This is a genomic window from Bacillus sp. FSL K6-4563 (assembly GCF_038630405.1).
In the GTDB taxonomy this organism is placed as follows: Bacteria; Bacillota; Bacilli; order Bacillales; family Bacillaceae; genus Bacillus; species Bacillus pumilus.
In genome coordinates this window covers 3,701,130-3,725,535 of sequence record NZ_CP152030.1, presented here as the reverse complement: position 1 = coordinate 3,725,535, position 24,406 = coordinate 3,701,130, and the positions used below count along the sequence as shown (strand labels likewise).

Genomic DNA, 24,406 nt, shown 5'->3' with positions numbered 1-24,406 from the left:
AAGGCTTCTCCCCCCTCCTTTTCTTTTTAAAATGACCAGTATCAAACTGTTATAGAACACGAAAAAGAGCAAATGGCCATCACCATTCGTGCACATACATTGTTGAAAACAAATAATATAGTAGAAAAACGTCTTTTCGACAAATTACACAGCCTGTGGATAAACAATTCAACAACCTGTGTAATATCTTTCCACAGCTTATCCACAGATTGTGGATAACGCAAATAGGTCAGATAAGTAATTAAGAGTTAAAACACAAATATAATATCAAAATAAACGAGATGGTGCAATGGGTGTCACAAACTTATCCACACACTTTACATCCTGTTGAAAAATAATTATCCACATCGGTTATTTGTGTGAAAAAAATGTCGATAATGGATGTGGATAGTCTAAATATGCCGGAAAAATATCCACACCCTTGTTTTGGAGGCTTTTTAGGAGGAAAAAAAGAATAAAATGTTGGAAACTGAAAAAGAAGGTTTCTTCGTTTGATAAATTATGTTATGCTTATAAGGTTGATAATAAGAGTTTTATCATTGATATTGACAATCGATGGGTTACACAAATATAATGAGTTAGACTGTCTTAAACAGCTATTCCTCAGGGAGGTGTCATAAATGAAAAGAACGTTTCAACCAAATAATCGTAAGCGTAGTAAAGTTCATGGCTTCCGCAGCCGTATGAGTTCTAAAAACGGACGTCTAGTTTTAAAGCGACGCCGCAGCAAAGGTAGAAAAAAATTATCAGCTTAGGCCACTGAATAATGTCAGTGGTCTTTTTTACATAAAATCGTAATTGAACTGTCAGTTTTTATCGGAGTGGAAGAAAACATGAAGAAGCGAAACAGGCTAAAAAAAAATGAAGAGTTTCAAAAGGTGTTCAAAAAAGGTCAATCAATGGCGAACCGCCAATTCGTTATTTACCAGCTGGATCAACCAAATCAAGATGAACTGCGTTTAGGATTGTCTGTCAGTAAGAAGATTGGTAATGCAGTGATGAGAAATCGAATTAAACGACTGATCCGCCAGGTGTTTTTAGAGGAAGGTCATAAGTTAAAGCAAGAAAAAGACTACATTGTCATTGCAAGAAAACCAGCAAGTGAATTGACCTTTGAAGAAACAAAAAAGTCTCTCCAACATTTATTTAGAAAATCCGCTGTTTATCAACAACAACCGAAAAAGTCTTCGTAATAGAAACTTTCGTTGAATCAATTTTTAAAAGCGCTTCCTTCATCTAGTGAATTAAAATGAAACCACCACTTTGTAATGAAAAAATGTTACCATACTGATTAGGTGAGTCACTTTCGTAATCAATTCCAACTTAAATAAAGTTTGAAGTAATGGGAGGAATCTTGTTGAAAAGGCGATTATTACTAATATTTAGCTTGATTGGCGCATTGGTTCTATTGGCAGGATGTACACAGATTAATGAACCAATCACATCAGATAGTAAGGGATTCTGGAACTCATATATTGTTTACCCGCTATCTCAATTAATCACGTACATGGCAAATTTGACTGGTGAAAACTACGGGGTTGCGATCATTATTGTGACACTGTTAATCCGTTTGCTCATTTTACCATTAATGATTAAGCAGTTAAGAAGTACAAAAGCAATGCAAGCATTGCAGCCTGAATTGAAAAAACTTCGTGAAAAATATAGCTCTAAAGATCAAAAAACTCAGCAGCAGCTTCAGCAGGAAACAATGGCCCTTTTCCAAAAGAATGGCGTCAATCCATTGGCTGGCTGTTTCCCAATTTTAATTCAGATGCCAATCCTAATCGGTTTTTATCATGCGATTATGAGAACAGCAGAAATTAAAAAGCATACATTCTTATGGTTTGACTTAGGCAGTCCAGATCCATTGTTCCTATTACCGATCATTGCGGGGGTAGCTACTTTCATTCAGCAAAAACTGATGATGGCTGGAAATCCTTCGGACAACCCTCAAATGGCGATCATGCTGTGGGTTATGCCGATTATGATCATTGTATTTGCTATTAGTTTCCCAGCAGCACTTTCATTGTACTGGGTTGTAGGTAACATTTTCATGATCATCCAAACATTAGTGATTAAAACTCCTCAAGTAAAATTAGATACAAAAGAAAAAGCTGGCGGGAATAAAAAATGAAGGAAATAACTGCTGTCGGTCGCACAATCGAAGAAGCAGTAGATTCCGGACTTAAACAAATGCAGCTTCTAAAAGAAGAAGTAGATATCACAATAGTTGATGAAGGAAATAAAGGGTTCTTAGGATTATTTGGCAAAAGACAAGCTGTAGTCAAATTGATAGAAAAGAGAAATGCTCTTAAATTAGCTACACAGTATTTAGATAATATTGTTAAATCAATTGATCCTAAAGCGAAGATTGTTTCCAAACAGGAACCGAAAAAGATTTCTTTCCACATTGATGGAGATAAAACGTCATTAATGATTGGAAAAAGAGGTCAAACTTTGTACTCTTTAGAAACCTTGGTACAGTTAGTGTTTAATCGCTATTCTGATCAGTATCATCATATTACCATTGATATTGGAGATTATAGGAAGAAGCGACAAGAAGCACTTGAACAATATGCCTTCAAGACAGCAAACAAAGTTTTAAAAACGAAGAGAAAGGTTCATTTAGAACCAATGCCTTCGAACGAACGAAAAGTAATTCATGATACGATCGCTGCTTTTTCTAAAGAACTAGCAACGGCATCGGAAGATACAGGCAGCAAGCGTCATGTTGTGGTGCTGTATAAAAAATAACAGAAAGGCTAGAATTCAGCAAAGCTGGATTTTAGTCTTTTTTTATTGAAAAATTGTGTTTCTATAGAAGATTCATCCTTTATTTCTAAAAAGTTAGGGTGTAATTTGAGTGGAAAATGCTATTTTCACAAGTAAACAAAGGCATCGGGGCGTTTAAATTTATTGGGTTTCGGTGTAAGATGTGAAGATGAGTTGAGAACGTCGTTATTCACATGTGGATAAGTTAAGTGTTAAAATAGATAGGATGCCAAGCTGTGGATAATTAGATGGAGGATACTTTCACTTCGCTTTCATTTATGGTATCTTTAAATTTTGGATTAAGCGTTTTTGATATAGAGATGGATAACGTCCATTTAATAGATAAAAGACTGTCTATTAAAGTAGAGAAAGAGGTGATTGAGCGATGGATACAATTGCAGCCATTTCGACACCGATGGGTGAAGGAGCAATTGCGATTATTCGTTTAAGTGGGCCTGAGGCGGTACAGATCGCTGATCGGATGTATAAAGGGCCTAAGGAGAAAAAACTTGTATCAGTGGATTCTCATACCATTCATTATGGTCATATCGTGGATGCAAGGACTGATCAAGTAATAGAAGAGGTCATGGTGTCAGTACTTCGAGCGCCAAAAACATTTACGAGAGAAGACGTTATTGAGATTAACTGCCATGGCGGAATTGTAACGGTCAATAAAGTATTGCAGCTTGCTTTAAGAGAAGGAGCAAGATTAGCGGAGCCAGGTGAGTTCACAAAGCGTGCTTTCTTAAATGGAAGAATAGATCTATCGCAAGCAGAGGCTGTCATGGACTTGATTCGGGCAAAGACGGATCGAGCGATGAATGTAGCAATTACTCAAATGGAGGGACGTCTCTCCGGTTTGGTTCAGCGACTGCGCGGCGAGATCCTAGAAACACTGGCGCATATTGAAGTCAATATTGACTACCCTGAGTATGACGATGTTGAAGAAATGACACACCGCGTCTTAGTGGAAAAAGCGACATCGGTCAAAAAAGAAATTGAGTCGCTTCTCTCGACTTCCCAGCAAGGGAAAATCCTTCGAGAGGGCTTATCCACTGTAATTATAGGAAGGCCGAATGTTGGCAAGTCTTCCTTGCTGAATAGCCTTGTACAGGAAACAAAGGCCATTGTCACAGATATTCCTGGAACTACGAGAGATGTAATTGAGGAATATGTGAATGTAAGAGGTGTACCTCTCCGTCTTGTTGATACTGCGGGTATACGTGAGACAGAGGACATTGTTGAACGTATAGGGGTTGAACGATCTAGACAGGTCTTAAAAGAAGCTGACCTGATTTTACTTGTGCTCAATTATAGCGAAGAATTATCAGAAGAAGATATTAAGCTTTTTGAGGCTGTCTCAGGTATGGATATCATCGTAATTGTGAATAAGACAGACCTTGAGCCTAAGCTTGATGTAGAAAAGGTCAAGCAGTTAGCGAAGGATCGTCCGGTGGTCACTACATCATTATTACAAGAAAAGGGCATTGATGAGCTAGAAATGGCGATTCAATCACTGTTCTTCACTGGATCAATTGAAAGTGGAGATTTAACGTATGTAAGTAATACAAGGCATATTGCCTTACTTCAGGCAGCAAAACAATCAATTGAGGATGCTCTTGAAGGAATTGCAATGGACGTACCGATCGACATTGTTCAAATAGATTTAACACGCTGCTGGGAACAGCTCGGTGAAATTATAGGAGATGCTGTTCATGAAAGCTTGATTGATCAGTTATTCTCTCAATTCTGTTTAGGAAAGTAAAGGGAGGAACATAAGAAATGGGTTATGAAGCTGGCAATTATGACGTCATCGTCGTGGGTGCCGGTCATGCTGGGGTTGAGGCTGCTCTTGCTTCTGCAAGACAGGGCGCCAAAACACTTGTATTGACTATCAACCTCGATATGGTTGCTTTTATGCCATGTAATCCGTCCGTAGGCGGTCCTGCAAAAGGGATTGTCGTTAGAGAAATTGATGCACTGGGCGGAGAAATGGCACGAAATATAGATAAGACGCATATCCAAATGCGCATGCTGAATACGGGGAAAGGACCTGCTGTCCGTGCGTTAAGAGCGCAAGCAGATAAGTTCCAATATCAGCATGAAATGAAAAAAACAATGGAAAATGAACCGAACCTGACAATGCTTCAAGGGATGGTGGATCATTTAATTGTAGAAGATGATGAATGTAAAGGTGTCGTTACCCAAACAGGAGCAAACTATCGTGCGAAGTCTGTTGTATTAACGACTGGGACTTTCTTAAAAGGTCGCATTATTTTAGGGGATCTATCGTATTCAAGTGGTCCAAATAACCAGCAGCCATCCATCAAATTATCGGATCACCTAGCAGAGTTAGGATTCGATTTGGTTCGCTTTAAAACAGGAACACCTCCTCGAGTGAATAGTCACTCGATTGACTATAGTAAAACAGAAATTCAACCAGGTGATGACGTTCCGCGGGCGTTTTCCTATGAAACGGTTGAATATATTACAGATCAACTGCCATGCTGGTTAACTTATACGAGTTTAGAAACACATCAAATTATTGATGAGAATCTTCACCGTTCTCCAATGTATTCAGGTATGATTAAAGGAACTGGTCCTAGATACTGCCCTTCCATTGAAGATAAAGTGGTTCGTTTCAATGACAAACCAAGACATCAAATTTTCTTAGAGCCAGAAGGTCGTAATACGCAGGAAGTGTATGTTCAAGGATTATCTACAAGTCTTCCAGAGGATGTACAGCAGCGCATGCTTTCCACCATCCCAGGGCTCGAAAATGTACAAATGATGAGAGCGGGTTATGCCATTGAGTATGATGCAATTGTGCCTACTCAGTTGTGGCCTACACTTGAGACGAAGAAAATTTCTGGATTATATACAGCCGGCCAAATTAATGGTACGTCAGGCTATGAGGAAGCAGCAGGTCAAGGGATTATGGCAGGTATTAATGCAGGAAGAAAAGCATTGGGTAAAGAAGAAGTCATTTTAAGCCGATCTGATGCATATATCGGTGTTCTCATTGATGACCTTGTCACAAAGGGAACAAATGAACCTTACCGTCTTTTGACATCCCGTGCAGAGTATCGTTTGCTTCTTCGTCATGACAATGCGGATTTAAGATTAACTGAACTTGGCTATCATATTGGATTAATTTCTCAAGAAAGATTCCAGGCATACCAGCAGAAAAAAGAAGCCATTGAAGCAGAGAAAAAACGTTTATATTCTGTCATCATTAAACCCACAGCAGAGACACAAGAATTTATTCGTTCACTTGGTGGAAGTGAGCTGAAGGACGGTATTCGTGCAAGTGATTTGATGAAGCGTCCAGAAATGAACTATGAATCTGTTGTGACGTTAGCTCCTGCTGAAACACCGCTTCCTTCTGATGTGTGTGAGCAGGTAGAGATTCAAATTAAATACGAAGGTTATATTGAAAAGTCACTCCAACAAGTTGAAAAGCTGAAAAAGATGGAGAACAAAAAGATTCCTGATCGTATTGATTATGATGCCATCAAAGGGATTGCAACTGAAGCGAAACAAAAGCTGAAAGAAGTCCGACCGCTTTCTGTTGCACAAGCTTCTCGTATTTCAGGCGTTAACCCTGCTGATATTTCTATCCTTTTAGTATATTTAGAGCAGGGACGTATTGCGAAGATAGCAGAATAGAAAGGATGTCGGCATGAACATTGAACAATTTACAGCAGCACTAGAGGAGAAAGGGATGACTCTTTCTCCTGTGCAGCTTGAACAATTTGAAACTTACTTCCGCATGCTTGTAGAATGGAACGAGAAAATGAATTTGACGTCCATTACTGAAAAGGAAGAAGTGTATTTAAAGCATTTTTATGATTCAATTTCCGCATCATTTTTCATTGATTTTCACAAAGTAACGACGATTTGCGATATAGGAGCTGGTGCTGGTTTCCCAAGCATTCCTCTTAAAATTTGCTTCCCTCATCTACGTGTGACCATTGTTGATTCTCTTCAGAAACGAATTACGTTTCTCAATGAGTTAGCAAAAGGGTTAAACTTACAAGATACTACTTTTTATCATGATCGTGCGGAGACGTTTGGACAACGTAAGGAAAAGCGTGAAAGCTATGATCTTGTCACTGCTAGAGCGGTTGCGCGTTTATCCGTCTTGAGCGAACTATGTCTGCCCCTTGTAAAAAAGGAAGGATTGTTTGTGGCATTAAAAGCATCTGCTGCTGATGAAGAAATGCAAGCAGGGAAGAAAGCCGTTACTGTCCTCGGAGGAGAGGTTGTTGAAAAGCATTCCTTTGTTCTTCCTTTAGAAGAAAGCGAACGGAACATCATTGTCATTGAAAAGAAAAAGCAAACACCAAAAAAATATCCTAGAAAACCAGGAACACCTAATAAATCACCAATAGAAGGTTGATCATGTAAAAGGTCGGTTTTTCTTCAATATTTAAGATTTTACAGAAGGAAAAAACATGAGAAAATAGAATTATAAAAAGGTAGTTTTTAAAGGTGGTGTAGGTTCATGAAGCATTCACTCTCACGCTTCTTCGGGCTTGGTGACAAAGAACATCCTGAGCGTGAAACCGAAATAGAGGCAGAGATTGCTGAGCATGATACATTAAAGGAAGAGATACAGGAGCTCCCGGTCGACACAATTATGCCAAACCGTTTTCAGCCACGCACCATTTTTTCAGAAGAAAAGATACATGAGCTGGCCACGACGATTCATACCCATGGCATTATCCAACCTATTGTTGTCCGACCGACAGAAGAAGAAGGAAAATATGAACTGATCGCCGGCGAAAGACGTTGGAGAGCGGTACAGACTCTTCACTGGGAGAAAATCCCCGTTATTATAAAAGATTTTACTGATACGGAAACGGCATCTGTGGCATTGATTGAAAATTTGCAAAGAGAAGAGCTGTCTGCTATTGAAGAGGCTCATGCCTATGCACGTCTTTTAGAGCTTCATGATTTAACACAGGAAGCGCTTGCTCAGCGTCTAGGTAAGGGACAATCAACTGTTGCAAACAAATTAAGACTTTTAAAGTTGCCTGAAGAGGTACAACAGGCCATCCTAGAGAAAAAAATCTCTGAAAGGCATGCACGTTCACTTGTACCCCTAAAGCTTCCAGAATTACAAATCGCGCTATTGCAGGAAATCATCGAAAAACAGCTGAATGTAAAACAGACTGAAGAGCGTGTAGTGAAAATGCTTGAACAAAAAACAGATCGTAAACCGAAGCCAAAACGTAAGGCGTTTAGTCGTGATACACGAATTGCGATGAATACCATTCGTCAGTCTCTCCATATGGTAGAAGACAGCGGGCTTAAAATAAATACCGAGGAAGAAGAATTTGAGGAATATATCCAATTAACAATTCGGATTCCTAAATAGAAAAAAGCTGATGAGAGCCACTCGTCAGCTTTTTTTATTGGTTCTACTTTATATTTACTTATTATTCACAAATTGGTAAAATATGATTTTCATAGAGGGAAGGAGGTGACATGACTCGATGAAAATGAAAAAGACGAATTTTGTTATTATTTGTTATTTACTATTTTCTTTTTCTCTTTTTACAAATGAAACAACCACATTTGCTGTGAATTCGTCAACGGTTCCTGCAGAAGAAAGTCCGCTGACCAAAAAAGAACTGAACGTCCTGAAGAAACAAGGTGTTGTTTCGAAGGAGATCACTTTAGATCAATTAAATCATGAGCATGAGTCTCAGGACGACACAATTGACCTGATTTCAGCTGGCGATCATTTGAAGGATTATGGCTTACAACAAAACAAGCAGGATGAGTTTGTGACGGATGAAAAGCCGCACACCATCAAGCGCCTTTTAGGAAAGCCGTATCCTGGTACCGATATTTTGCCTAAAAAAGGGGATATATTGGGGACAAACACTGATGCTTTGAAGTGCATCGTTGGACATGCAGGTATCGTCATTAATGAGAAGAGCTTTGCTTCTATTCCAGGGTTTCGACAGCATCCTCAGCTTGATTCCATTCTTAATTGGTTTCGCTATAATGCCAATACAAAGGTCATTCGTATTAATCAAGAGGAAACAGCAGACCTAGCTGGGGAATGGGCGCGCGATTATGTGAAAGCTCATCCAAAGGCTCGATACTCCATCACCATGTCTATTCAATCACTGGACCCGACTTATTGTTCAAAGATTGTGTGGCAGGCCTATGCCAAAACAGGCGATGCTGTAGGACATGCGACATTTACCATTAAGACCCCCTATGGATTCTTAAAAAAGAGAAGCTATAAAACGGTGACCCCTAAGATTATTGTGAACGAAGGCCGTACAATTGGTGGATTACATTTTTGACAAGTGCCCCTCACTTATGATGGAAGTGAGGGTTTTTTATGCATATCTTTTTCTTCAAAAAGATATATTGATATATTTTTTACTACGTTTAAGTTCGTCTTTTCATGTACGAAAATAGACATTTGCTGACGAATATATAATGGAGAAACAAAAAAAGCAAACGTTTCATACTTTTTTTGATAGAATAGGAAGTATGAATGAATGAGAAACTTGTTAAGTTGAAAGTGGGTGACATCGTGGGAAAAATCATAGCGATTACCAACCAGAAGGGCGGCGTCGGGAAGACGACAACTTCTGTTAATTTGAGTGCGTGTTTAGCATACATAGGTAAACGAGTGTTGTTAGTTGATATTGATCCGCAGGGCAATGCCACGAGTGGTATTGGGATTGAGAAGGCCGACGTAGAGAAGTGCGTGTACGATATTTTAGTTGATGATGCAGATGTTCTTGATGTGATTAAGACGACAGAGGTCGAAAATCTTGATGTCATTCCTGCGACAATACAGCTTGCAGGGGCTGAAATAGAGCTTGTGCCTACGATTTCACGTGAAGTGAGATTGAAGAGAGCACTTGAATCTGTTAAGCAAAATTATGATTATATGATTATTGACTGCCCGCCATCACTCGGATTACTGACGATTAATGCGTTAACAGCATCCGATTCCGTTTTAATCCCGGTACAGTGCGAATATTATGCGCTTGAAGGATTGAGCCAGTTGTTAAACACCGTTCGTCTCGTGCAGAAACATTTAAATACGGATCTCGCCATTGAAGGTGTCCTGCTGACAATGCTTGATGCACGAACAAATCTTGGGATTCAAGTCATCGAAGAAGTGAAGAAATACTTTAGAGATAAAGTCTATCAGACCGTGATTCCGCGAAATGTAAGACTGAGTGAAGCGCCTAGTCATGGGAAACCGATTATCTTGTATGATCCACGTTCAAGAGGTGCAGATGTCTATTTAGACTTAGCAAAGGAAGTGGATGCGAATGGCTAAAGGTCTTGGAAAGGGTATTAATGCACTATTTAACACTGTAGACTCAAATGAAGAAACGGTTGAAGAAATCAAAATAAAGGATTTGCGTCCAAACCCGTATCAGCCAAGGAAAACGTTTGATGAAGATGCATTGTCTGATCTCAAAGAATCCATTCAGCAGCACGGTGTTTTACAGCCAATCATTGTCCGTAAATCGATTAAAGGATATGACATTGTAGCAGGTGAACGTCGTTTCCGTGCAGCACAACAAGCTGGTCTGACAACGATTCCTGCGATCGTCAGAGAATTTTCAGAAACGCTGATGAGAGAGATTGCCCTTTTAGAAAATCTGCAACGCGAGGATTTATCTCCATTAGAAGAAGCGGAAGCCTATGCTTCCTTACTAGATCACTTAAGTGTGACGCAAGAGGAATTAGCGAAGCGATTAGGGAAGAGCAGACCGCATATTGCGAACCATCTCCGTCTTTTGACTTTACCGGATGAAGTACAAAAGCTGATTGCAGATGGAAAGTTATCAATGGGTCATGGAAGAACATTGCTTAGCTTGAAAAACAAAAATAAGCTGGCGCCATTGGTAAAGAAAATTGTGGACGAGGGGTTAAACGTACGTCAGGTTGAGAAACTTGTTCAGCAATTAAACGAAAATGTTCCACGTGAAACAAAGAAAAAAGAAGCACCAAAGGATCGAGTGTTGAAAGAAAGAGAGTCTTTCTTACAAAACTACTTTGGCACTTCAGTGTCGATCAAGAAACAGAAGAAAAAAGGAAAAATAGAGATTGAATTTCTCTCCAACGAAGATTTAGAAAGAATCCTCGAATTGCTTTCTAAGAGAGAATCATCAGAGTGACCATCTTGATACGAGATGGTCTTTTTTATATTCTCCCAGTGATATTTTGAATAGGAGCGAAGAGAGAACGGCTTTTTTCTCTTGTCCAATCCATTTGATCAATATGAGATAGACTTTCAGAAAGTGTATTGGCCATAGACATGACAAGATGAAGGCGTGTGTTTTGGAGAACGAAGTATTCCATAAAGCCGCTCACATTGACGATCCCATTAATATGAATATCCCCTACCTCTGGCAGTTCCTTTTGTACACCTGCTCCAGGCTTTAACGGTCCATCTCCAATTTGGAAGGAGCCTACACTTTTCACTCTTCCTAAACAGGCATCAATCGCTACAATAAACGGATGTTTATGAGCTTGTTCAATTTCGGCGAGCTTTTCTTTTAAATTGACCGCATGAACTGGGTCAGAGAGCGTGCCATATACATGAAGCTTTTTCAAATCAAGACCTGAAAGCTTTGTACCAACAAGTGGACCTAGAGAGTCGCCAGTTGAGCGGTCTGTTCCAATACAAACGATGGCAACGGGTCTTTTTCCTGCTTTCTGAAGATGCGAGAATAAAATACTTTTAAGCTGTTGAATGGCGTTTGTATCCGTATGGGACACGTATTCTTTCACCCTATTTCTAAAAAAAAGACCGTTCTTGCTATTCATAGGTCTCACTTCCTTGTCATAGTAGTTAGTAACAGTATACGGAAACAAGCTTAATTCTATACCTATGAGGTGATGATTGTGTGGAAGGCTGGTTCAAGGTGGACGCTTTTAATTTTAGGAAGCTTAATAGGAGCGGGGTATGCTTCCGGCCAAGAAATTTGGCAGTTTTTTGGCATTGATAGTGGACTAGCCATTCTACTGTTTACATTGATGTTTATGCTGTCTACCTATGTGGTGTTGAAAATCAGTTATGAGGTACGTGCCGATCACTTTGTGCCAGTGCTAGAGCGGCTTGTCGGTCCATGGCTGGCTAAAGTGTATGATGTTTTAATTGTCCTTTATTTATTCACGACAACGACAGTCATGATTGCCGGTGGCGGGGTGACACTCGAGATGTATCATGTGCCATTTTGGATTGGCATCGGTGCATTTTGTCTGTTTTCATTTATGATTTTTTTCTGGGATGTGAAAGGGCTTTTATCTGTGAATGCTTTCATTATACCAATTTTGGTGGCGGGGCTCATCTATGCATTTGTTTTTTATTATATGAACCATGATCATATGTGGCGGATTGATTTTGGGCAGCAGTACAATTGGCCTGCCAGCATTGTCTTTGCTTCTTTGAATATATTATCTGTAGTCGCAGTGCTGTCTTCGGTTGGAAAAGAAATGAAGGGGCTTGGCGAGGCAAAAGTGGCGAGTATATTAAGTGGCCTGATTTTTGGGGTCATCTCGTACGTGTATAACGAAATACTGGTTGATATTTCTGGGAGCCTATCAGCAGAAGGCATTCCTTTGTTTACAGTATTAGAAGGAGCGCCGACATCATTGTTTGTGTTTATGACCGTTGTCCTTTGTCTAGCTATTTATACGACGACAGCGGCAGGTTTATTTGGTTTATCCAGCCGAATGCTCTCTTTTGTACCATTGCCTCGCTGGCTGGTTGTGCTCGTGATGCTTCTGTTGATGGCGCCTTTAACATCTCTTGGGTTTGCCGATTTAATTGCTTTCTTGTATCCGATATACAGCTTGCTGAATCTTTATTTGCTTGTCTGTTTAATGCTATATCCGATTTTAAGTAAAAAGATATTTTCTCGCCCTAAAAATTATATTGATAAAATAAAATAAGCACCTCTCTTTGTCAGAGCTGTGCTTATTTTATCCGAATAGAGTCAATGGCGTCTTTGATATCATCATAGACTGGCATTTGCTTGAGACGCTGAAGGCGTTCCTCTAATTCTGAAATGGCTTGTCCCTTTAAATGCTGGGAGATGTGTTGCTTGACAATGGTCGTCTGGTTGATCATGTCTTCGGTTTTAGACAATTGATACTCCAAGTGCACGCGAGTGTTTGCTAATTCGTCATGCAGTCGCATTTTGAGCAGCCGTTTTAGATCTTTTCGCTGTCCTTCTCTTCGTAGGGCCTGAATTGCGGCTATTTCTTCTGGGGACTGCGTTTGCGTTTGTGGTGCCGATTGATTTTCAAATACAGACATGGATCGGCGGGTACTCACATTTTGCAAGAAACGCTGGGCGTCACTAGGAGGTTTATTTTGATTGATCATGCGGCGACTCCTTTCTTAATGAATACCCATTTGCATCGCAAGGCGCCTATCTGCCTTGGCGTAATCATCACCCATTGTGTACATATGTCTTGAAAGGGAAGAAAGTTCTTGTTCGTAATCTCTCAAGGTGTACAGGGCAATCAGTTGTTTTTCGTGTGAATAAAAGGAGGAATGATGTTGTTCCATCCTCACTTCTTCTACCAGTGCTTCCACATCACTTGAACTTAATAAATCATAGTGGCCAAAGCCGACGAGTCCTTTGAGCTCTTGTTTTACATGTTGGACGGCGTCTTTTACACTTTCATCGATCCCATCGATTTTATCAAATATAGTGTGTACTTCATGTTCAATCACACTTTGGAGATCGTAGGATGAATTTTTCAGTAAATGGGATTTTATGATAATTTCTAGACCACTTTGTGCATATGCACGTCCAGAATGGATTTCTTGCAACAGCAAGGCTGTAAAACTTGTATTATGATCAAGCTGTTCATCTAAAATCCGGGCAGATCCATCTTTGTGGAATGAATACCCATTTCCTTTTAAACTCCCAGAAATAAGAGCTAAAAAGGCATTTGTATCAAAGGATTCGTTCCATTCTATATTCATAGACGCAAAAGCTGATTTTAAAAAGGTGTCAATTTCTCTTTGTTTATATTTAACGGATTCTTGGACGTCGCCTTGCTGCCTTGGCGGTACGGTGTACTTCACTTGACCAACTCCATGATCATGGCGATTGAGTAAACCTACATAATGACTGGGTTGAATATATTCAGTCAAGATCCGTTTATATTGACCTTGCTGCGCTTTCTGCTGAATCGAAGGCGCCAGACTGCTCCATATATTTGGGCTATCAAAGGTGACGGCTTTTTTGACAGCTGGCTGTTCTGTTGCAACATAAGCACAAACAGCACCGGCAAGGGCTTGTCCAGTGAGATAGATACCTGCATTGGGATGCTTCTGACTGACTTGCTCTATATATTCCTTCCCTTTAAAAAAGACATGATCTCGATTGCCATCAAGGGACTTCCTTTCAATGGGATAGGCATAATCCGTTTTGAGCAATGACTGTGCCGCGGTGTGTACATCTTGTGGCGAGGTCACCGGCATTTGCTTTGGCATCGGACAGTGAAAAGCGACGATGAACTCGTCTGATTGTTCCGGCTGCATCGTTAAACCATATAATTGATGATCGACCTTGAGAAAATCATGGACAGTGAGCGTTTGCTGACCTATTTCTATCGTATGGTGCTGCTGGTAATTGTCTATGTTTCCAGCATGATCGGATATGATTTTATATTCTTTATCAGTTAATCTATCCTTTCGATTGACCATCGTACCTGCTCCCTCACATAACATTTATGCAGATATCATAAATCAAAAAATATGGAAAAACCACAGCGTTCTACCAATAAAAACCTTTCGACCTACAGTGTTTGTGACAATATTGAAAAAAAGCGAAGTTTAAGTAACTATTGGTCACAAATAAAATGATCTAAAAGAAGGGTTTTTTCTATAAAAAAGAATAGGAGAAAGAGGGTCTTTGCTTTGTGCATTGCTCTTCATCGCCGTTTTTTTGTACAATAGATTCAATGAAGTAAGCAAGAGAGGTGAAAGCTGATGGCAGACAAAGCGTTTGGGTTACATGACGTCGTTGAAATGAAGAAACCCCATCCATGTGGTGTCAATCGGTGGAAAGTAATTCGGTTGGGCATGGATATTCGCATTAAATGTGAAGGCTGTGGGCATAGCGTCATGATCCCAAGAAGAGACTTTGAACGAAAAATGAAGAAAATTCTCGTCAAGCATGAGGAGCCAACTGCTTAAGTAGGCCTCATGCTTTTTTGATGAAATTTGTCTTTTGTATAGAAGAATTAGATGCAAATTCCCGTTTTAAAGGATTGATTTATTCTTTTTGGCAATGTTTCTTCTATTGATAATGCATAACGGTTAGCTTGTCTTTTCATGTAAACCTACTTATAATTGCTCTAGGTTCATATTACGCAGTATAACGAGCACGTTTGATATAGAGGAGATGAAAGAATGGCTTTAACAGCTGGTATTGTTGGCTTACCTAACGTCGGGAAGTCAACGCTATTTAATGCAATTACACAGGCTGGAGCGGAGTCTGCTAACTATCCGTTTTGTACCATTGATCCAAACGTCGGAATTGTAGAAGTTCCAGACGAACGTTTGCAAAAACTAACAGAATTGGTGCAGCCGAAAAAGACAGTTCCGACTGCTTTTGAATTCACTGATATTGCTGGTATTGTCAAAGGGGCTTCAAAAGGTGAAGGTTTAGGGAATAAATTCCTTTCTCACATTCGTCAAGTAGATGCGATCTGTCACGTGGTGAGAGCTTTTGCAGATGATAACATCACACACGTATCAGGTAAGGTTGACCCTGTGTCAGATATCGAAACCATTAATTTAGAGTTGATTTTGGCTGATTTAGAAACAGTTGAAAAACGTTTGGCTCGTGTGAGTAAGCTTGCAAAACAAAAGGATAAGGAAGCGGTAGCTGAATTTGATATTTTGTCGAAGCTAATGAACGCATTTGAAGCTGGGAAATCGGCAAGATCTGTAGAATTTACAGATGAGCAGCAAAAGCTTGTGAAACAGCTTCATTTACTCACATCTAAACCAGTTCTTTATGTAGCAAATGTGAGTGAGGATGAAGTAGCAGATCATGACGGCAACGAATATGTGCAGCAAATCCGTGAGTTTGCTTCTAGTGAAAATGCTGAAGTCATCGTCGTATGTGCGAAGATCGAGTCTGAAATTGCAGAGCTTGAAGGAGAAGAGAAGCAGATGTTCCTTGAAGAGCTTGGCATCAAAGAGTCAGGTCTAGATCAGCTGATTCAAGCATCTTATTCACTTCTTGGTTTAGCTACTTATTTCACAGCAGGTGAGCAGGAAGTACGCGCTTGGACGTTTAAAAAGGGAATGAAGGCACCGGAATGTGCTGGAATCATTCATACGGACTTTGAACGTGGGTTTATTCGTGCTGAAACGGTTGCATATGAAGATTTACTTGCTGGTGGAAGCATGTCTGCTGCAAAAGAGGCTGGAAAAGTCCGTCTAGAAGGTAAAGAATATGTAGTGAAAGATGGAGACGTCATTCATTTCCGTTTTAATGTATAGGTTCTTGTCATAGGCCAAGTAATTTGTTATAATATACAATTGTGAGTAATATAATTTATTGCTCCTTGCCCGTATAGGGCCGCTTAGACCAAAAGGAGGTGCAATCAGATGAGAAAGTACGAAGTTATGTACATCATCCGCCCAACAGTTGACGATGAGGCTAAAAAAGCAGTTATCGAGCGTTTCAATAACGTGTTAACTTCAAACGGTGCGGAGATCACTGGAACAAAGGATTGGGGTAAACGTCGTCTTGCATACGAAATCAACGATTTCCGTGAAGGCTTCTACCAAATCGTAAACGTTCAATCTGACGCTGCAGCAGTTCAAGAATTTGACCGCTTAGCTAAGATCAGTGACGATATCATTCGCCACATTGTTGTTAAAGAAGAAGTATAAATCATTGAAATATATATTTAAAGGTGGTCTTTCAATATGCTAAACCGTGTTGTATTGGTCGGAAGACTAACAAAAGACCCTGAGCTTCGCTACACGCCTAATGGTGCGGCTGTAGCCACGTTTACTCTAGCTGTGAATCGTACGTTTACGAATCAATCTGGAGAGCGTGAAGCCGATTTCATTAACTGTGTTACTTGGAGAAGACAAGCCGAGAACGTGGCTAATTTCTTGAAAAAAGGAAGTCTTGCCGGTGTAGACGGTCGTTTGCAGACAAGAAACTATGAAAATCAGCAAGGACAGCGTGTCTTCGTGACAGAAGTTCAAGCTGAAAGTGTTCAATTTCTTGAGCCTAAGAGCGGCGGTGCTGGTTCAGGTGGATACAGCGGCGGTGGCAATAGCGGAGGCCAGTATTATGGCGGTAGCCAAAACGATCAGAATCCATTCGGAAATGAACCAAGTCAAAATCCATATGGCAATCAAAGCAACCAACAAAATCGTAATCAGGGAAATAGCTTCAATGATGACCCATTTGCGAATGATGGTAAACCGATTGACATCTCCGATGATGATTTGCCATTCTAATTGATCTGAAAAATTGACTAAAGGAAAGGTGTGAAAACAAATGGCAGGTGGACGCAGAGGCGGTCGTGCGAAACGTCGTAAGGTATGTTTCTTTACTTCTAACGGTATCACGCACATCGATTACAAAGATGTTGATCTTCTTAGAAAGTTTGTTTCTGAGCGTGGTAAAATTTTACCTCGTCGTGTAACAGGAACTAGCGCTAAGTATCAACGTAAATTGACATTAGCGATTAAAAAATCACGTCAAATGGCATTACTTCCATACGTTACTGGTGAGTAAGTCGTTGACTTAAAAGCGGAGAGCCTCGAGCTCTTCGCTTTTTTTATTGTCTCACGAAGAATCTCATCCGAATTGGCTAGAGCTGTTTTTGGCGGGCATCCTAGGGGAAGTATGTAAAAGAGAGAAAAAGTGACAGTTTGTTCTATACAAATACGGGGGCGATCTGTCATATTGGTAGTCTAGAAAATAATTGCAGTCAGGGTGTGGGAAGATGATTGAGTTTAGGAAGGTATCGATGCAATTTTCAGATGAGCGTTATGCCGTTGAATCTGTTGATTTAGAGATTCAGAAAGGTGAGTTTTTTGTTTTCATTGGACCTAGTGGAAGCGGGAAAACGACAACATTGAAAATGATCAATCGTCTCATTTCTTCTACGGAAGGTGAGATTTACATAAAGGGTCAAAATATAAATGATTATGATATGTATGAGCTGCGCTGGGATATTGGGTATGTTCTACAGCAAATTGCTCTTTTTCCTCATATGACCATTGAAGAAAATATCGCTGTGGTGCCAGAGCTCAAACAATGGAGTCGGAACGAGATTAAAAAGCGAGTGGATGAATTGATGCAGATGGTTGGGCTTGACCCTGCTATGTATCGACATCGGAAGCCGTCAGAGCTATCTGGTGGACAGCAGCAGCGTATCGGTGTGGCACGTGCACTTGCAGCTGATCCTGAGATTATCCTGATGGATGAACCATTTAGTGCGTTAGATCCACTAACAAGGGAGAAATTGCAGGATGATCTGCTTGATTTGCAGCGCCGTATTCAAAAGACCATTGTTTTCGTGACGCATGATATGCAGGAGGCGATGAGGCTTGGTGATCGAATTTGTATCATGAAGGAAGGGAAAGTGGTGCAGATTGGTCGTCCAGAGGAATTGGTTCAACACCCAGTCAATGCTTTTGTTCGGGAGTTTGTCTCCGGGGCTGCTCGCCATGTAGGACAACAAGCGTTTGAGCTAGAGGTCTTGGCTAGACCAATGGCTCACGAGGCTCTTTTAGGCTATGAAGCGATCACAGCACATGCCACGCTGGATGAGGTCTTATCCCAATTGGCAAAGCATGAGGAATTGGCTGTGGAGAAGGATGGGGAGCGAATTGGACTAGTGAATCGTCAAGCTGTGATTCAGTTTTTAGCTGATTCGCCTAGTGAGAGGGGCGAGTCACATGAATGATTGGATCAGTGTGTTATTGGATCGAAAAGAACAATTGGGACACGCCTTGCTTGAGCATATTCAAATTTCGTTTATTGCTTTATTTTTAGCCATTTTGATTGCCATTCCCTTAGGTATCTATTTAACGAGGGTGCCAAAGCTTGCAGAATGGGTGATTGGGGTGACGGCGGTCTTGCAAACAATCCCGTCGCTTGCGCTGCTTGGCCTGCTGATTCCTCTCGTTGGGATTGGGCAAGTGCCTGCGATTATTGCGCTTGTCGTTTATGCCTTACTCCCTATTTTAAGAAATACATATACAGGCATTCAGGAGGTCGATCCTTCCCTGAGAGAAGCGGCGCTTGCCATGGGAATGAATCACCGCAAACGATTATTAAAAGTAGAGCTGCCTCTGGCCATGCCAGTCATCATGGCAGGTATCCGAACCGGGATGGTTCTCATTGTGGGAACTGCCACACTTGCCGCACTGATCGGAGCTGGGGGATTAGGAAGTCTGATTTTGCTGGGAATTGACCGAAATGATATGTCACTCATTGTCATTGGCGCTATACCAGCAGCCTTACTCGCACTCTTATTTGATGTGGTGCTGCGTACGTTTGAGAAAATTTCTTTTAAAAAGACTGTGATTTCTGTGACGATTTTTGCTGTGATTGCAGGAGCTATTGTCGCGGGCCCATTACTATTTCAACAAGAAAAGAAGGAAATCACCATCGGTGGAAAGCTAGGATCAGAGCCTGAAATTCTGATCTCGATGTATAAGCTTTTAATTGAACAGGATACGGATATTCAAGTCAATCTTAAGCCTGGTCTTGGCAAGACGTCTTTTGTTTTTCAAGCTTTACGTTCTGGTGATATTGACATTTATCCTGAGTTTACGGGTACTGCAATTTCTGAGTTCCTTAAACAAACAGCGAAAAGCACAGATAAAGAAAAAGTGTATGAGCAAGCGCGGCGCGGTTTGGAATCATCCTTTCAGCTCCGCCTTCTTGAGCCGATGGCTTACAACAATACGTATGCTTTAGCCGTGCCTCAGTCGCTAGCTGATCAATATGATGTATCCAATATTTCTGATCTAGCTAAAATCAAGAATCGCATAAAGGCTGGATTCACCTTAGAATTTTCTGATCGACAGGACGGGTATCGAGGTATTCAAAAGACCTATCAATTTTCCTTTGATGATGTAGTGACGATGGAACCGAAGCTTCGGTATCGAGCGATTCAAAAAGGAGATATCAATTTAGTCGATGCGTATTCGACAGACAGTGAATTGAGGCAATACAAATTAAAGGTGCTTGATGATGATCAGCATGTTTTCCCGCCATATCAAGGAGCACCGCTGTTAAGGCAGGAGACATTAACGGAGTACCCTGAGATTGAGGCTTCTCTCAATAAGCTTGGTGGTCAAATCACAGACGATGAAATGAGAGAAATGAATTATGGAGTGAATGTGAAAGGTAAGGATGCATTTCAGGTAGCGAAAGCCTATTTAAAAAAGAAAAAATTACTGCGATAATCATGGAAGAGCAGGTCTGTTATGTAAAAGCAGACCTGCTTTTTAAAAGGAAAAACAAAAATCGTTGACTTTTATTTAAAAACATCATATCCTTAATTCGAGATAAATATATTTTTTTGGTTTAATATCTCGAATTCGAGATAATATAAAGACGTCAGTAAAGACATAATGAATAGAGGCTTGTTACTTCATGATTAGGAGGTCATTAGAAGTGAAGAAAACAGAAGGAATTCACCATATCACAGCAATTGTAGGACATCCTCAGGAGAACGTTGATTTTTATGCAGGTGTTTTAGGACTTCGTCTCGTGAAGAAGACCGTGAATTTTGATGATCCAGGCACTTACCATTTATATTTTGGAAATGAAGGAGGATCTCCGGGAACGATTATCACGTTTTTCCCTTGGCCAGGTGCTCAAAAGGGACAAATTGGCGCAGGTCAAGTGGGCGTGACGACATATGTTGTACCACCAGGCGCTTTCTCTTTCTGGAAGGAACGTCTTGAGCAATTTGATATTTCTTATGAAATGGTCGAACGCTTTGATGAAGCCTTTCTCTCATTTGAAGATCCACACGGCTTGTTGATTGAGCTAGTAGAACGTGCGGAGGGAAAACAAAATGATTGGACATTTAACGGCGTTAGGCCAGATGTTGCGATCAAAGGATTTGGCGGAGCTGTTTTGTTAACATCACAGCCTGAGCAAACGATGCAGCTGCTCGAACAAACAATGGGTTTTGAACGAGTCGGAGCAGAAGAGGACTATGTGAGATTTCGTTCGTTTGGTGAGATAGGCAATGTCATTGATGTGAACAAGACACCTGTTGCACGCGGACGTATGGGTGTTGGGGTTGTGCATCATATTGCATGGAGAGCGACAGATGATCAGGATCAGTTAGATTGGCAAAGACATATTGCACAAAGCGGGTATCAAGTGACACCTGTGCAAGATCGAAATTACTTCAATGCCATTTATTTTAGAGAGCTTGGCGGCATATTATTTGAAATTGCGACTGATCCTCCAGGGTTTGCACACGACGAATCAGTGGAAACAATGGGTGAAGCATTGAAACTGCCACCGCAATATGAGGCGCAACGCAGTCAGATTGAACAAATTGTACTGCCTATTGAGGTAAGAGAAATCAAAGGGAAAGGAGATTTATGATGAAACATCTTTTTCGAAAAGGAAAGAATGAACAAAGACCTGTTTTGTTATTACTGCATGGTACTGGCGGGACGGAAGAAGATTTATTGCCGCTTGCCGATTTAGTAGATGCTGACGCATCCGTTCTTAGTGTGAGAGGGAATGTGTTGGAAAACGGTATGCCGCGCTTTTTCAGACGTTTAGCAGAGGGTGTTTTCGATGAGCAGGATTTAATTGAGCGGACAGAGGAACTGTATACATTTATCGGAGAAGCAGCAGATGAATATGGGTTCGATCGTCACAATGTCGTCGCTCTCGGATATTCCAATGGGGCGAACATTGCAGGAAGTCTTTTATTCCATTACGAGGATGCGTTAAAAGGAGCGATCCTGCATCATCCAATGGTTCCAAGACGCGGAGTTTCATTGCCTTCATTGGCGGGGAAACAAGTCTTTATCGCAGCTGGTGAAAATGACCCAATGTGCCGTCCAGAGGAATCACAGGAGCTTGAGCAATTGCTGCAAGGCGCAGGCGCTTCGGTCACACTACATTGGGAAAATCGCGGACATCAGCTAACGAGAGAAGAAGTCGATGCTGCGGCATTATGGTATCGTCGTCAATTTTAATGAAGGTAGGGAATATAGATGGGATTTTTACAGAAGCTTTTTGGGCAAACCAAACAAAAGGAGATGGAACAAATGGAAAACGTAAAATTAGCAATTATTTATTATAGTTCAACAGGTACAAACTATCAGATGGCAAAATGGGCAGAGGCTGGAGCGAAAGAAGCTGGCGCTGAAGTGAAAGTATTAAAGGTTGCTGAATTGGCACCAGAAGCAGTTGTAGCATCAAATCCAGCATGGAAAGCACATTTAGACGAAACAAAGGATGTCCCAGAGGTTCAATTAAGTGATTTAGAGTGGGCAGATGCCATCATCTTTAGCATGCCAACACGTTTTGGTAACCTACCGGCTCAAATGAAGCAATTCTTAGACACAACTGGTGGCTTATGGTTCCAAGGAAAATTGGCAAACAAAGCAGTGAGTGCGATGACCTCTGCACAAAACCCAAATGGCGGGCAGGAGCAGACCATTCTCAGTCTTTACACAACGATGTTCCACTGGGGAGCGATTATTGCCGCTCCTGGATACACAGATGACTCATTATACGGTGCAGGGGGCAACCCTTACGGCGTGAGTGTCACTGTTGACCAAAATGGAAAGATCCAAGAGGACGCAGAAGCTGCTGCAAAACATCAAGCAAAACGTACAGTCAATGTAGCAGAATGGATCAAAAAAGGTCAAAACGCTTAATCAATGAATACAAAAAGAATGCAGCCCAGGCGCTGCATTCTTTTTTATTTAATAAGGATCTGATGGTGTGCTGTTGTTAATCGCTTCGTCTACAGCTTGTGCGGCGCCTGTAGACCCTATAGGTCCGCTTGGCTGTTCTTGTTTGAAGGCTTTTAAGCCGTCAGCGACACGCTTTCCGTAATCAGGGTCAGCCTTTGTAAAGTTTTCGATCATTTGCTCTTGAATGTCTTTTTGACAGGTCGCAAGGGTGTTGACTAAGTTCTTAATCAATTCCTCACGTTCCCAATCATTGAAGCGGCGATACGTTTCTCCGGCTTGTCCGAAGTTGTTCGGGCGGTCAATGGCTTCCCGTTTGACGTCACCCTCTACAAAAGGCGTATGATCCTTTCCAGCCTGCTTTGCTTCTTTTAATCCGCCGAGGATCGATGGTTCATAATTCACATGGGGATTTTGCCCTTTGCCTTGATCGACCTGGTATTCCATTTGCCCATCTCTTTGATTCGTGGCGACATGCTTTTTCGGTGCATTGATCGGCAGCTGTAAATAGTTCGGTCCCACACGATATCGCTGCGTATCAGAGTAAGAGAAGGTGCGCCCTTGAAGCAACTTATCATCTGAGAAATCCAAACCGTCTACGAGAACGCCAGTCCCAAAGGCAACCTGCTCAACTTCTGCGAAATAATTTTCTGGATTTTTATTTAATACCATCCGTCCGATCGGTTTCCATGGATAGTCATCCTTGTACCAAAGCTTTGTCGGATCAAGCGGATCAAAATCGAGGTGAGGGTGGGCATCATCTTCCATGATCTGCGCATAGACCTCCCATTCAGGATGATCTCCTTGCTCAATGGCTTCATATAAATCCTGTGTGGCATGATTAAAGTTTTCACCTTGTATCGCTTGAGCCTGTTCTTGCGTCAGGTTGCGAATCCCTTGCTTCGGTTCAAAGTGATATTTGACCAGCACTGCTTTTCCTTCATGGTTCACCCATTTGTACGCATGGACACCTGAGCCTTGCATGTGGCGATAGGTTGCTGGGATGCCCCAAGGTGAGAAGAGAAATGTCACCATATGCGTCGCTTCAGGAGATTGCGAAACGAAGTCGAAAATACGCTCGCCGTCCTGCCGATTGGTGACAGGATCAGGCTTAAAGGCATGAACCAAATCTGGAAACTTCAAAGCATCTCGAATAAAGAAAATTTTCAGGTTGTTTCCAACGAGGTCCCAGTTGCCTTCTTCTGTATAAAATTTAATCGCAAACCCTCTCGGATCGCGCAACGTTTCTGGCGAATGACCGCCGTGAATGACAGAAGAAAAACGGACGAAAACAGGTGTCTTTTTCCCTTTTTCCTGAAATAACTTTGCTCTTGTATAAGTAGAAATAGGTTCATCACCGAATGTGCCATAGGCTTCAAAATAACCGTGAGCTCCGGCCCCGCGCGCATGGACGACACGTTCAGGAATACGTTCGCGATCAAAATGACTGATTTTCTCTAGGAAATCGTAGTTTTCAAGCGTAGTGGGTCCTCTATTCCCAACGGTTCTCATATTTTGATTGTCTGTTACGGGATGACCTTGACGATTTGTTAAAGTGTCTTCTGACTCTGAAGATGGTTTAGGGTGTTGATCTTCTTTCAATTAAATCCCTCCTTCAATATCTTCCTAACAATATGGTCATCTTTCTCCCTATTTCATACAAGGATT

26 protein-coding genes are annotated in these 24,406 nt (G+C 41.1%); 22 read left to right on the top strand and 4 right to left on the bottom strand.

The features are described from left to right. The first annotated feature begins 620 nt into the window (after window positions 1-620). The 11 genes from rpmH (at window position 621) to MHH54_RS18870 (ending at window position 10,943) form a co-directional block, all read left to right on the top strand. Window positions 621-755 (top strand): 50S ribosomal protein L34, encoded by a 135-nt coding sequence (rpmH, locus tag MHH54_RS18920; RefSeq protein WP_008360908.1) that lies wholly within the window; start codon window positions 621-623, stop codon window positions 753-755. A gap of 78 nt (window positions 756-833) precedes the next feature. Beyond that, window positions 834-1,193: a ribonuclease P protein component gene (rnpA, locus tag MHH54_RS18915; RefSeq protein ID WP_003214983.1), complete on the top strand. Its 360-nt coding sequence runs from the start codon at window positions 834-836 to the stop codon at window positions 1,191-1,193. A gap of 158 nt (window positions 1,194-1,351) precedes the next feature. Continuing rightward, window positions 1,352-2,134 (top strand): YidC family membrane integrase SpoIIIJ, encoded by a 783-nt coding sequence (gene spoIIIJ / locus MHH54_RS18910; protein ID WP_095117972.1) that lies wholly within the window; start codon window positions 1,352-1,354, stop codon window positions 2,132-2,134. Then, complete coding sequence (jag, locus tag MHH54_RS18905; protein ID WP_342500559.1) at window positions 2,131-2,754, top strand: RNA-binding cell elongation regulator Jag/EloR; 624 nt, start codon at window positions 2,131-2,133, stop codon at window positions 2,752-2,754. The genes spoIIIJ and jag overlap by 4 nt, the downstream gene beginning before the upstream one ends. A 403-nt stretch (window positions 2,755-3,157) precedes the next feature. Then, window positions 3,158-4,537, top strand: a complete 1,380-nt coding sequence (gene mnmE / locus MHH54_RS18900) for a tRNA uridine-5-carboxymethylaminomethyl(34) synthesis GTPase MnmE (RefSeq protein ID WP_003214852.1) — start codon at window positions 3,158-3,160, stop codon at window positions 4,535-4,537. A 17-nt stretch (window positions 4,538-4,554) separates the two neighbouring features. After that, window positions 4,555-6,441 (top strand): tRNA uridine-5-carboxymethylaminomethyl(34) synthesis enzyme MnmG, encoded by a 1,887-nt coding sequence (gene mnmG / locus MHH54_RS18895; RefSeq protein ID WP_065097567.1) that lies wholly within the window; start codon window positions 4,555-4,557, stop codon window positions 6,439-6,441. A 13-nt stretch (window positions 6,442-6,454) separates the two neighbouring features. Beyond that, entirely contained in the window at window positions 6,455-7,174 is a 720-nt protein-coding gene (rsmG, locus tag MHH54_RS18890) for a 16S rRNA (guanine(527)-N(7))-methyltransferase RsmG (protein ID WP_342500558.1), read from the top strand. A 105-nt stretch (window positions 7,175-7,279) separates the two neighbouring features. After that, window positions 7,280-8,155, top strand: a complete 876-nt coding sequence (gene noc / locus MHH54_RS18885) for a nucleoid occlusion protein (RefSeq protein ID WP_342500557.1) — start codon at window positions 7,280-7,282, stop codon at window positions 8,153-8,155. Window positions 8,156-8,273: 118 nt separating this feature from the next. Beyond that, a complete protein-coding gene (locus MHH54_RS18880; RefSeq protein WP_342500556.1) occupies window positions 8,274-9,098 on the top strand; it encodes an orthopoxovirus pf05708 family protein in 825 nt (274 codons plus the stop codon). A gap of 236 nt (window positions 9,099-9,334) precedes the next feature. After that, window positions 9,335-10,096: a sporulation initiation inhibitor protein Soj gene (gene soj, locus MHH54_RS18875; protein WP_034620351.1), complete on the top strand. Its 762-nt coding sequence runs from the start codon at window positions 9,335-9,337 to the stop codon at window positions 10,094-10,096. Then, the gene (locus tag MHH54_RS18870; protein ID WP_226804550.1) at window positions 10,089-10,943 is read left to right on the top strand and encodes a ParB/RepB/Spo0J family partition protein; all 855 of its coding nucleotides are present in this window, start codon (window positions 10,089-10,091) and stop codon (window positions 10,941-10,943) included. The genes soj and MHH54_RS18870 overlap by 8 nt, the downstream gene beginning before the upstream one ends. Before the next feature lie 25 nt (window positions 10,944-10,968). On the opposite strand, the gene yyaC is transcribed toward MHH54_RS18870, so the two are convergent. After that, the gene (gene yyaC, locus MHH54_RS18865; protein WP_003215235.1) at window positions 10,969-11,595 is read right to left on the bottom strand and encodes a spore protease YyaC; all 627 of its coding nucleotides are present in this window, start codon (window positions 11,593-11,595) and stop codon (window positions 10,969-10,971) included. Window positions 11,596-11,667: 72 nt separating this feature from the next. Between yyaC and MHH54_RS18860 the strand changes: the two genes are divergently transcribed. After that, window positions 11,668-12,723, top strand: coding sequence for a hypothetical protein (locus MHH54_RS18860; RefSeq protein WP_003214632.1), 1,056 nt, complete (start codon window positions 11,668-11,670; stop codon window positions 12,721-12,723). Between the two features lie 25 nt (window positions 12,724-12,748). Here MHH54_RS18860 and MHH54_RS18855 read toward each other — a convergent pair whose 3' ends face one another. Next, complete coding sequence (locus MHH54_RS18855) at window positions 12,749-13,159, bottom strand: hypothetical protein (protein ID WP_003215287.1); 411 nt, start codon at window positions 13,157-13,159, stop codon at window positions 12,749-12,751. A 15-nt stretch (window positions 13,160-13,174) separates the two neighbouring features. Continuing rightward, window positions 13,175-14,494 carry a hydrolase gene (locus tag MHH54_RS18850; RefSeq protein ID WP_342500555.1) on the bottom strand — a complete coding sequence of 440 codons (1,320 nt, stop codon included), beginning with the start codon at window positions 14,492-14,494 and terminating at the stop codon, window positions 13,175-13,177. A 285-nt stretch (window positions 14,495-14,779) separates the two neighbouring features. Between MHH54_RS18850 and MHH54_RS18845 the strand changes: the two genes are divergently transcribed. The 10 genes from MHH54_RS18845 to wrbA all read left to right on the top strand — a co-directional run bounded on the left by MHH54_RS18845 (window position 14,780) and on the right by wrbA (window position 22,702). Then, the gene (locus tag MHH54_RS18845) at window positions 14,780-14,986 is read left to right on the top strand and encodes a DUF951 domain-containing protein (RefSeq protein ID WP_012011910.1); all 207 of its coding nucleotides are present in this window, start codon (window positions 14,780-14,782) and stop codon (window positions 14,984-14,986) included. A gap of 216 nt (window positions 14,987-15,202) precedes the next feature. Further along, window positions 15,203-16,303, top strand: coding sequence for a redox-regulated ATPase YchF (gene ychF, locus MHH54_RS18840; protein WP_003214682.1), 1,101 nt, complete (start codon window positions 15,203-15,205; stop codon window positions 16,301-16,303). Window positions 16,304-16,411: 108 nt separating this feature from the next. Beyond that, on the top strand, window positions 16,412-16,699 hold the full coding sequence (gene rpsF / locus MHH54_RS18835; protein ID WP_003215073.1) for a 30S ribosomal protein S6: 288 nt from the start codon (window positions 16,412-16,414) through the stop codon (window positions 16,697-16,699). Window positions 16,700-16,735: 36 nt separating this feature from the next. Then, complete coding sequence (gene ssbA / locus MHH54_RS18830) at window positions 16,736-17,281, top strand: single-stranded DNA-binding protein SsbA (RefSeq protein WP_003215157.1); 546 nt, start codon at window positions 16,736-16,738, stop codon at window positions 17,279-17,281. Between the two features lie 40 nt (window positions 17,282-17,321). Then, on the top strand, window positions 17,322-17,561 hold the full coding sequence (gene rpsR, locus MHH54_RS18825; RefSeq protein WP_008347556.1) for a 30S ribosomal protein S18: 240 nt from the start codon (window positions 17,322-17,324) through the stop codon (window positions 17,559-17,561). A 211-nt stretch (window positions 17,562-17,772) separates the two neighbouring features. Next, window positions 17,773-18,738, top strand: a complete 966-nt coding sequence (locus MHH54_RS18820; RefSeq protein ID WP_342500554.1) for an ABC transporter ATP-binding protein — start codon at window positions 17,773-17,775, stop codon at window positions 18,736-18,738. Further along, window positions 18,731-20,248: an osmoprotectant update ABC transporter permease/substrate-binding subunit OpuFB gene (gene opuFB / locus MHH54_RS18815; protein ID WP_003215320.1), complete on the top strand. Its 1,518-nt coding sequence runs from the start codon at window positions 18,731-18,733 to the stop codon at window positions 20,246-20,248. The genes MHH54_RS18820 and opuFB overlap by 8 nt, the downstream gene beginning before the upstream one ends. Before the next feature lie 190 nt (window positions 20,249-20,438). Further along, window positions 20,439-21,410, top strand: coding sequence for a ring-cleaving dioxygenase (locus tag MHH54_RS18810; protein WP_342500553.1), 972 nt, complete (start codon window positions 20,439-20,441; stop codon window positions 21,408-21,410). Continuing rightward, window positions 21,407-22,015: an alpha/beta hydrolase gene (locus tag MHH54_RS18805; protein WP_034620304.1), complete on the top strand. Its 609-nt coding sequence runs from the start codon at window positions 21,407-21,409 to the stop codon at window positions 22,013-22,015. The genes MHH54_RS18810 and MHH54_RS18805 overlap by 4 nt, the downstream gene beginning before the upstream one ends. Window positions 22,016-22,033: 18 nt before the next feature. Then, window positions 22,034-22,702, top strand: a complete 669-nt coding sequence (gene wrbA / locus MHH54_RS18800) for an NAD(P)H:quinone oxidoreductase (protein WP_034620302.1) — start codon at window positions 22,034-22,036, stop codon at window positions 22,700-22,702. Window positions 22,703-22,750: 48 nt separating this feature from the next. On the opposite strand, the gene katX is transcribed toward wrbA, so the two are convergent. Further along, window positions 22,751-24,340 carry a catalase KatX gene (gene katX / locus MHH54_RS18795; RefSeq protein WP_106030157.1) on the bottom strand — a complete coding sequence of 530 codons (1,590 nt, stop codon included), beginning with the start codon at window positions 24,338-24,340 and terminating at the stop codon, window positions 22,751-22,753. Window positions 24,341-24,406 lie beyond the last annotated feature (66 nt).

Bases quoted from the DNA above. Each gene is read 5' to 3' on its own strand.
- rpmH (WP_008360908.1), top strand. From the start codon at position 621: ATGAAAAGAACGTTTCAACCAAATAATCGTAAGCGTAGTAAAGTTCAT.
- rnpA (WP_003214983.1), top strand. From the start codon at position 834: ATGAAGAAGCGAAACAGGCTAAAAAAAAATGAAGAGTTTCAAAAGGTG.
- jag (WP_342500559.1), top strand. From the start codon at position 2,131: ATGAAGGAAATAACTGCTGTCGGTCGCACAATCGAAGAAGCAGTAGAT.
- mnmE (WP_003214852.1), top strand. From the start codon at position 3,158: ATGGATACAATTGCAGCCATTTCGACACCGATGGGTGAAGGAGCAATT.
- mnmG (WP_065097567.1), top strand. From the start codon at position 4,555: ATGGGTTATGAAGCTGGCAATTATGACGTCATCGTCGTGGGTGCCGGT.
- rsmG (WP_342500558.1), top strand. From the start codon at position 6,455: ATGAACATTGAACAATTTACAGCAGCACTAGAGGAGAAAGGGATGACT.
- noc (WP_342500557.1), top strand. From the start codon at position 7,280: ATGAAGCATTCACTCTCACGCTTCTTCGGGCTTGGTGACAAAGAACAT.
- MHH54_RS18880 (WP_342500556.1), top strand. From the start codon at position 8,274: ATGAAAATGAAAAAGACGAATTTTGTTATTATTTGTTATTTACTATTT.
- MHH54_RS18870 (WP_226804550.1), top strand. From the start codon at position 10,089: ATGGCTAAAGGTCTTGGAAAGGGTATTAATGCACTATTTAACACTGTA.
- yyaC (WP_003215235.1), bottom strand. From the start codon at position 11,595: ATGAATAGCAAGAACGGTCTTTTTTTTAGAAATAGGGTGAAAGAATAC.
- MHH54_RS18860 (WP_003214632.1), top strand. From the start codon at position 11,668: ATGATTGTGTGGAAGGCTGGTTCAAGGTGGACGCTTTTAATTTTAGGA.
- MHH54_RS18855 (WP_003215287.1), bottom strand. From the start codon at position 13,159: ATGATCAATCAAAATAAACCTCCTAGTGACGCCCAGCGTTTCTTGCAA.
- MHH54_RS18850 (WP_342500555.1), bottom strand. From the start codon at position 14,494: ATGGTCAATCGAAAGGATAGATTAACTGATAAAGAATATAAAATCATA.
- MHH54_RS18845 (WP_012011910.1), top strand. From the start codon at position 14,780: ATGGCAGACAAAGCGTTTGGGTTACATGACGTCGTTGAAATGAAGAAA.
- ychF (WP_003214682.1), top strand. From the start codon at position 15,203: ATGGCTTTAACAGCTGGTATTGTTGGCTTACCTAACGTCGGGAAGTCA.
- rpsF (WP_003215073.1), top strand. From the start codon at position 16,412: ATGAGAAAGTACGAAGTTATGTACATCATCCGCCCAACAGTTGACGAT.
- ssbA (WP_003215157.1), top strand. From the start codon at position 16,736: ATGCTAAACCGTGTTGTATTGGTCGGAAGACTAACAAAAGACCCTGAG.
- rpsR (WP_008347556.1), top strand. From the start codon at position 17,322: ATGGCAGGTGGACGCAGAGGCGGTCGTGCGAAACGTCGTAAGGTATGT.
- MHH54_RS18820 (WP_342500554.1), top strand. From the start codon at position 17,773: ATGATTGAGTTTAGGAAGGTATCGATGCAATTTTCAGATGAGCGTTAT.
- opuFB (WP_003215320.1), top strand. From the start codon at position 18,731: ATGAATGATTGGATCAGTGTGTTATTGGATCGAAAAGAACAATTGGGA.
- MHH54_RS18810 (WP_342500553.1), top strand. From the start codon at position 20,439: ATGATTAGGAGGTCATTAGAAGTGAAGAAAACAGAAGGAATTCACCAT.
- MHH54_RS18805 (WP_034620304.1), top strand. From the start codon at position 21,407: ATGATGAAACATCTTTTTCGAAAAGGAAAGAATGAACAAAGACCTGTT.
- wrbA (WP_034620302.1), top strand. From the start codon at position 22,034: ATGGGATTTTTACAGAAGCTTTTTGGGCAAACCAAACAAAAGGAGATG.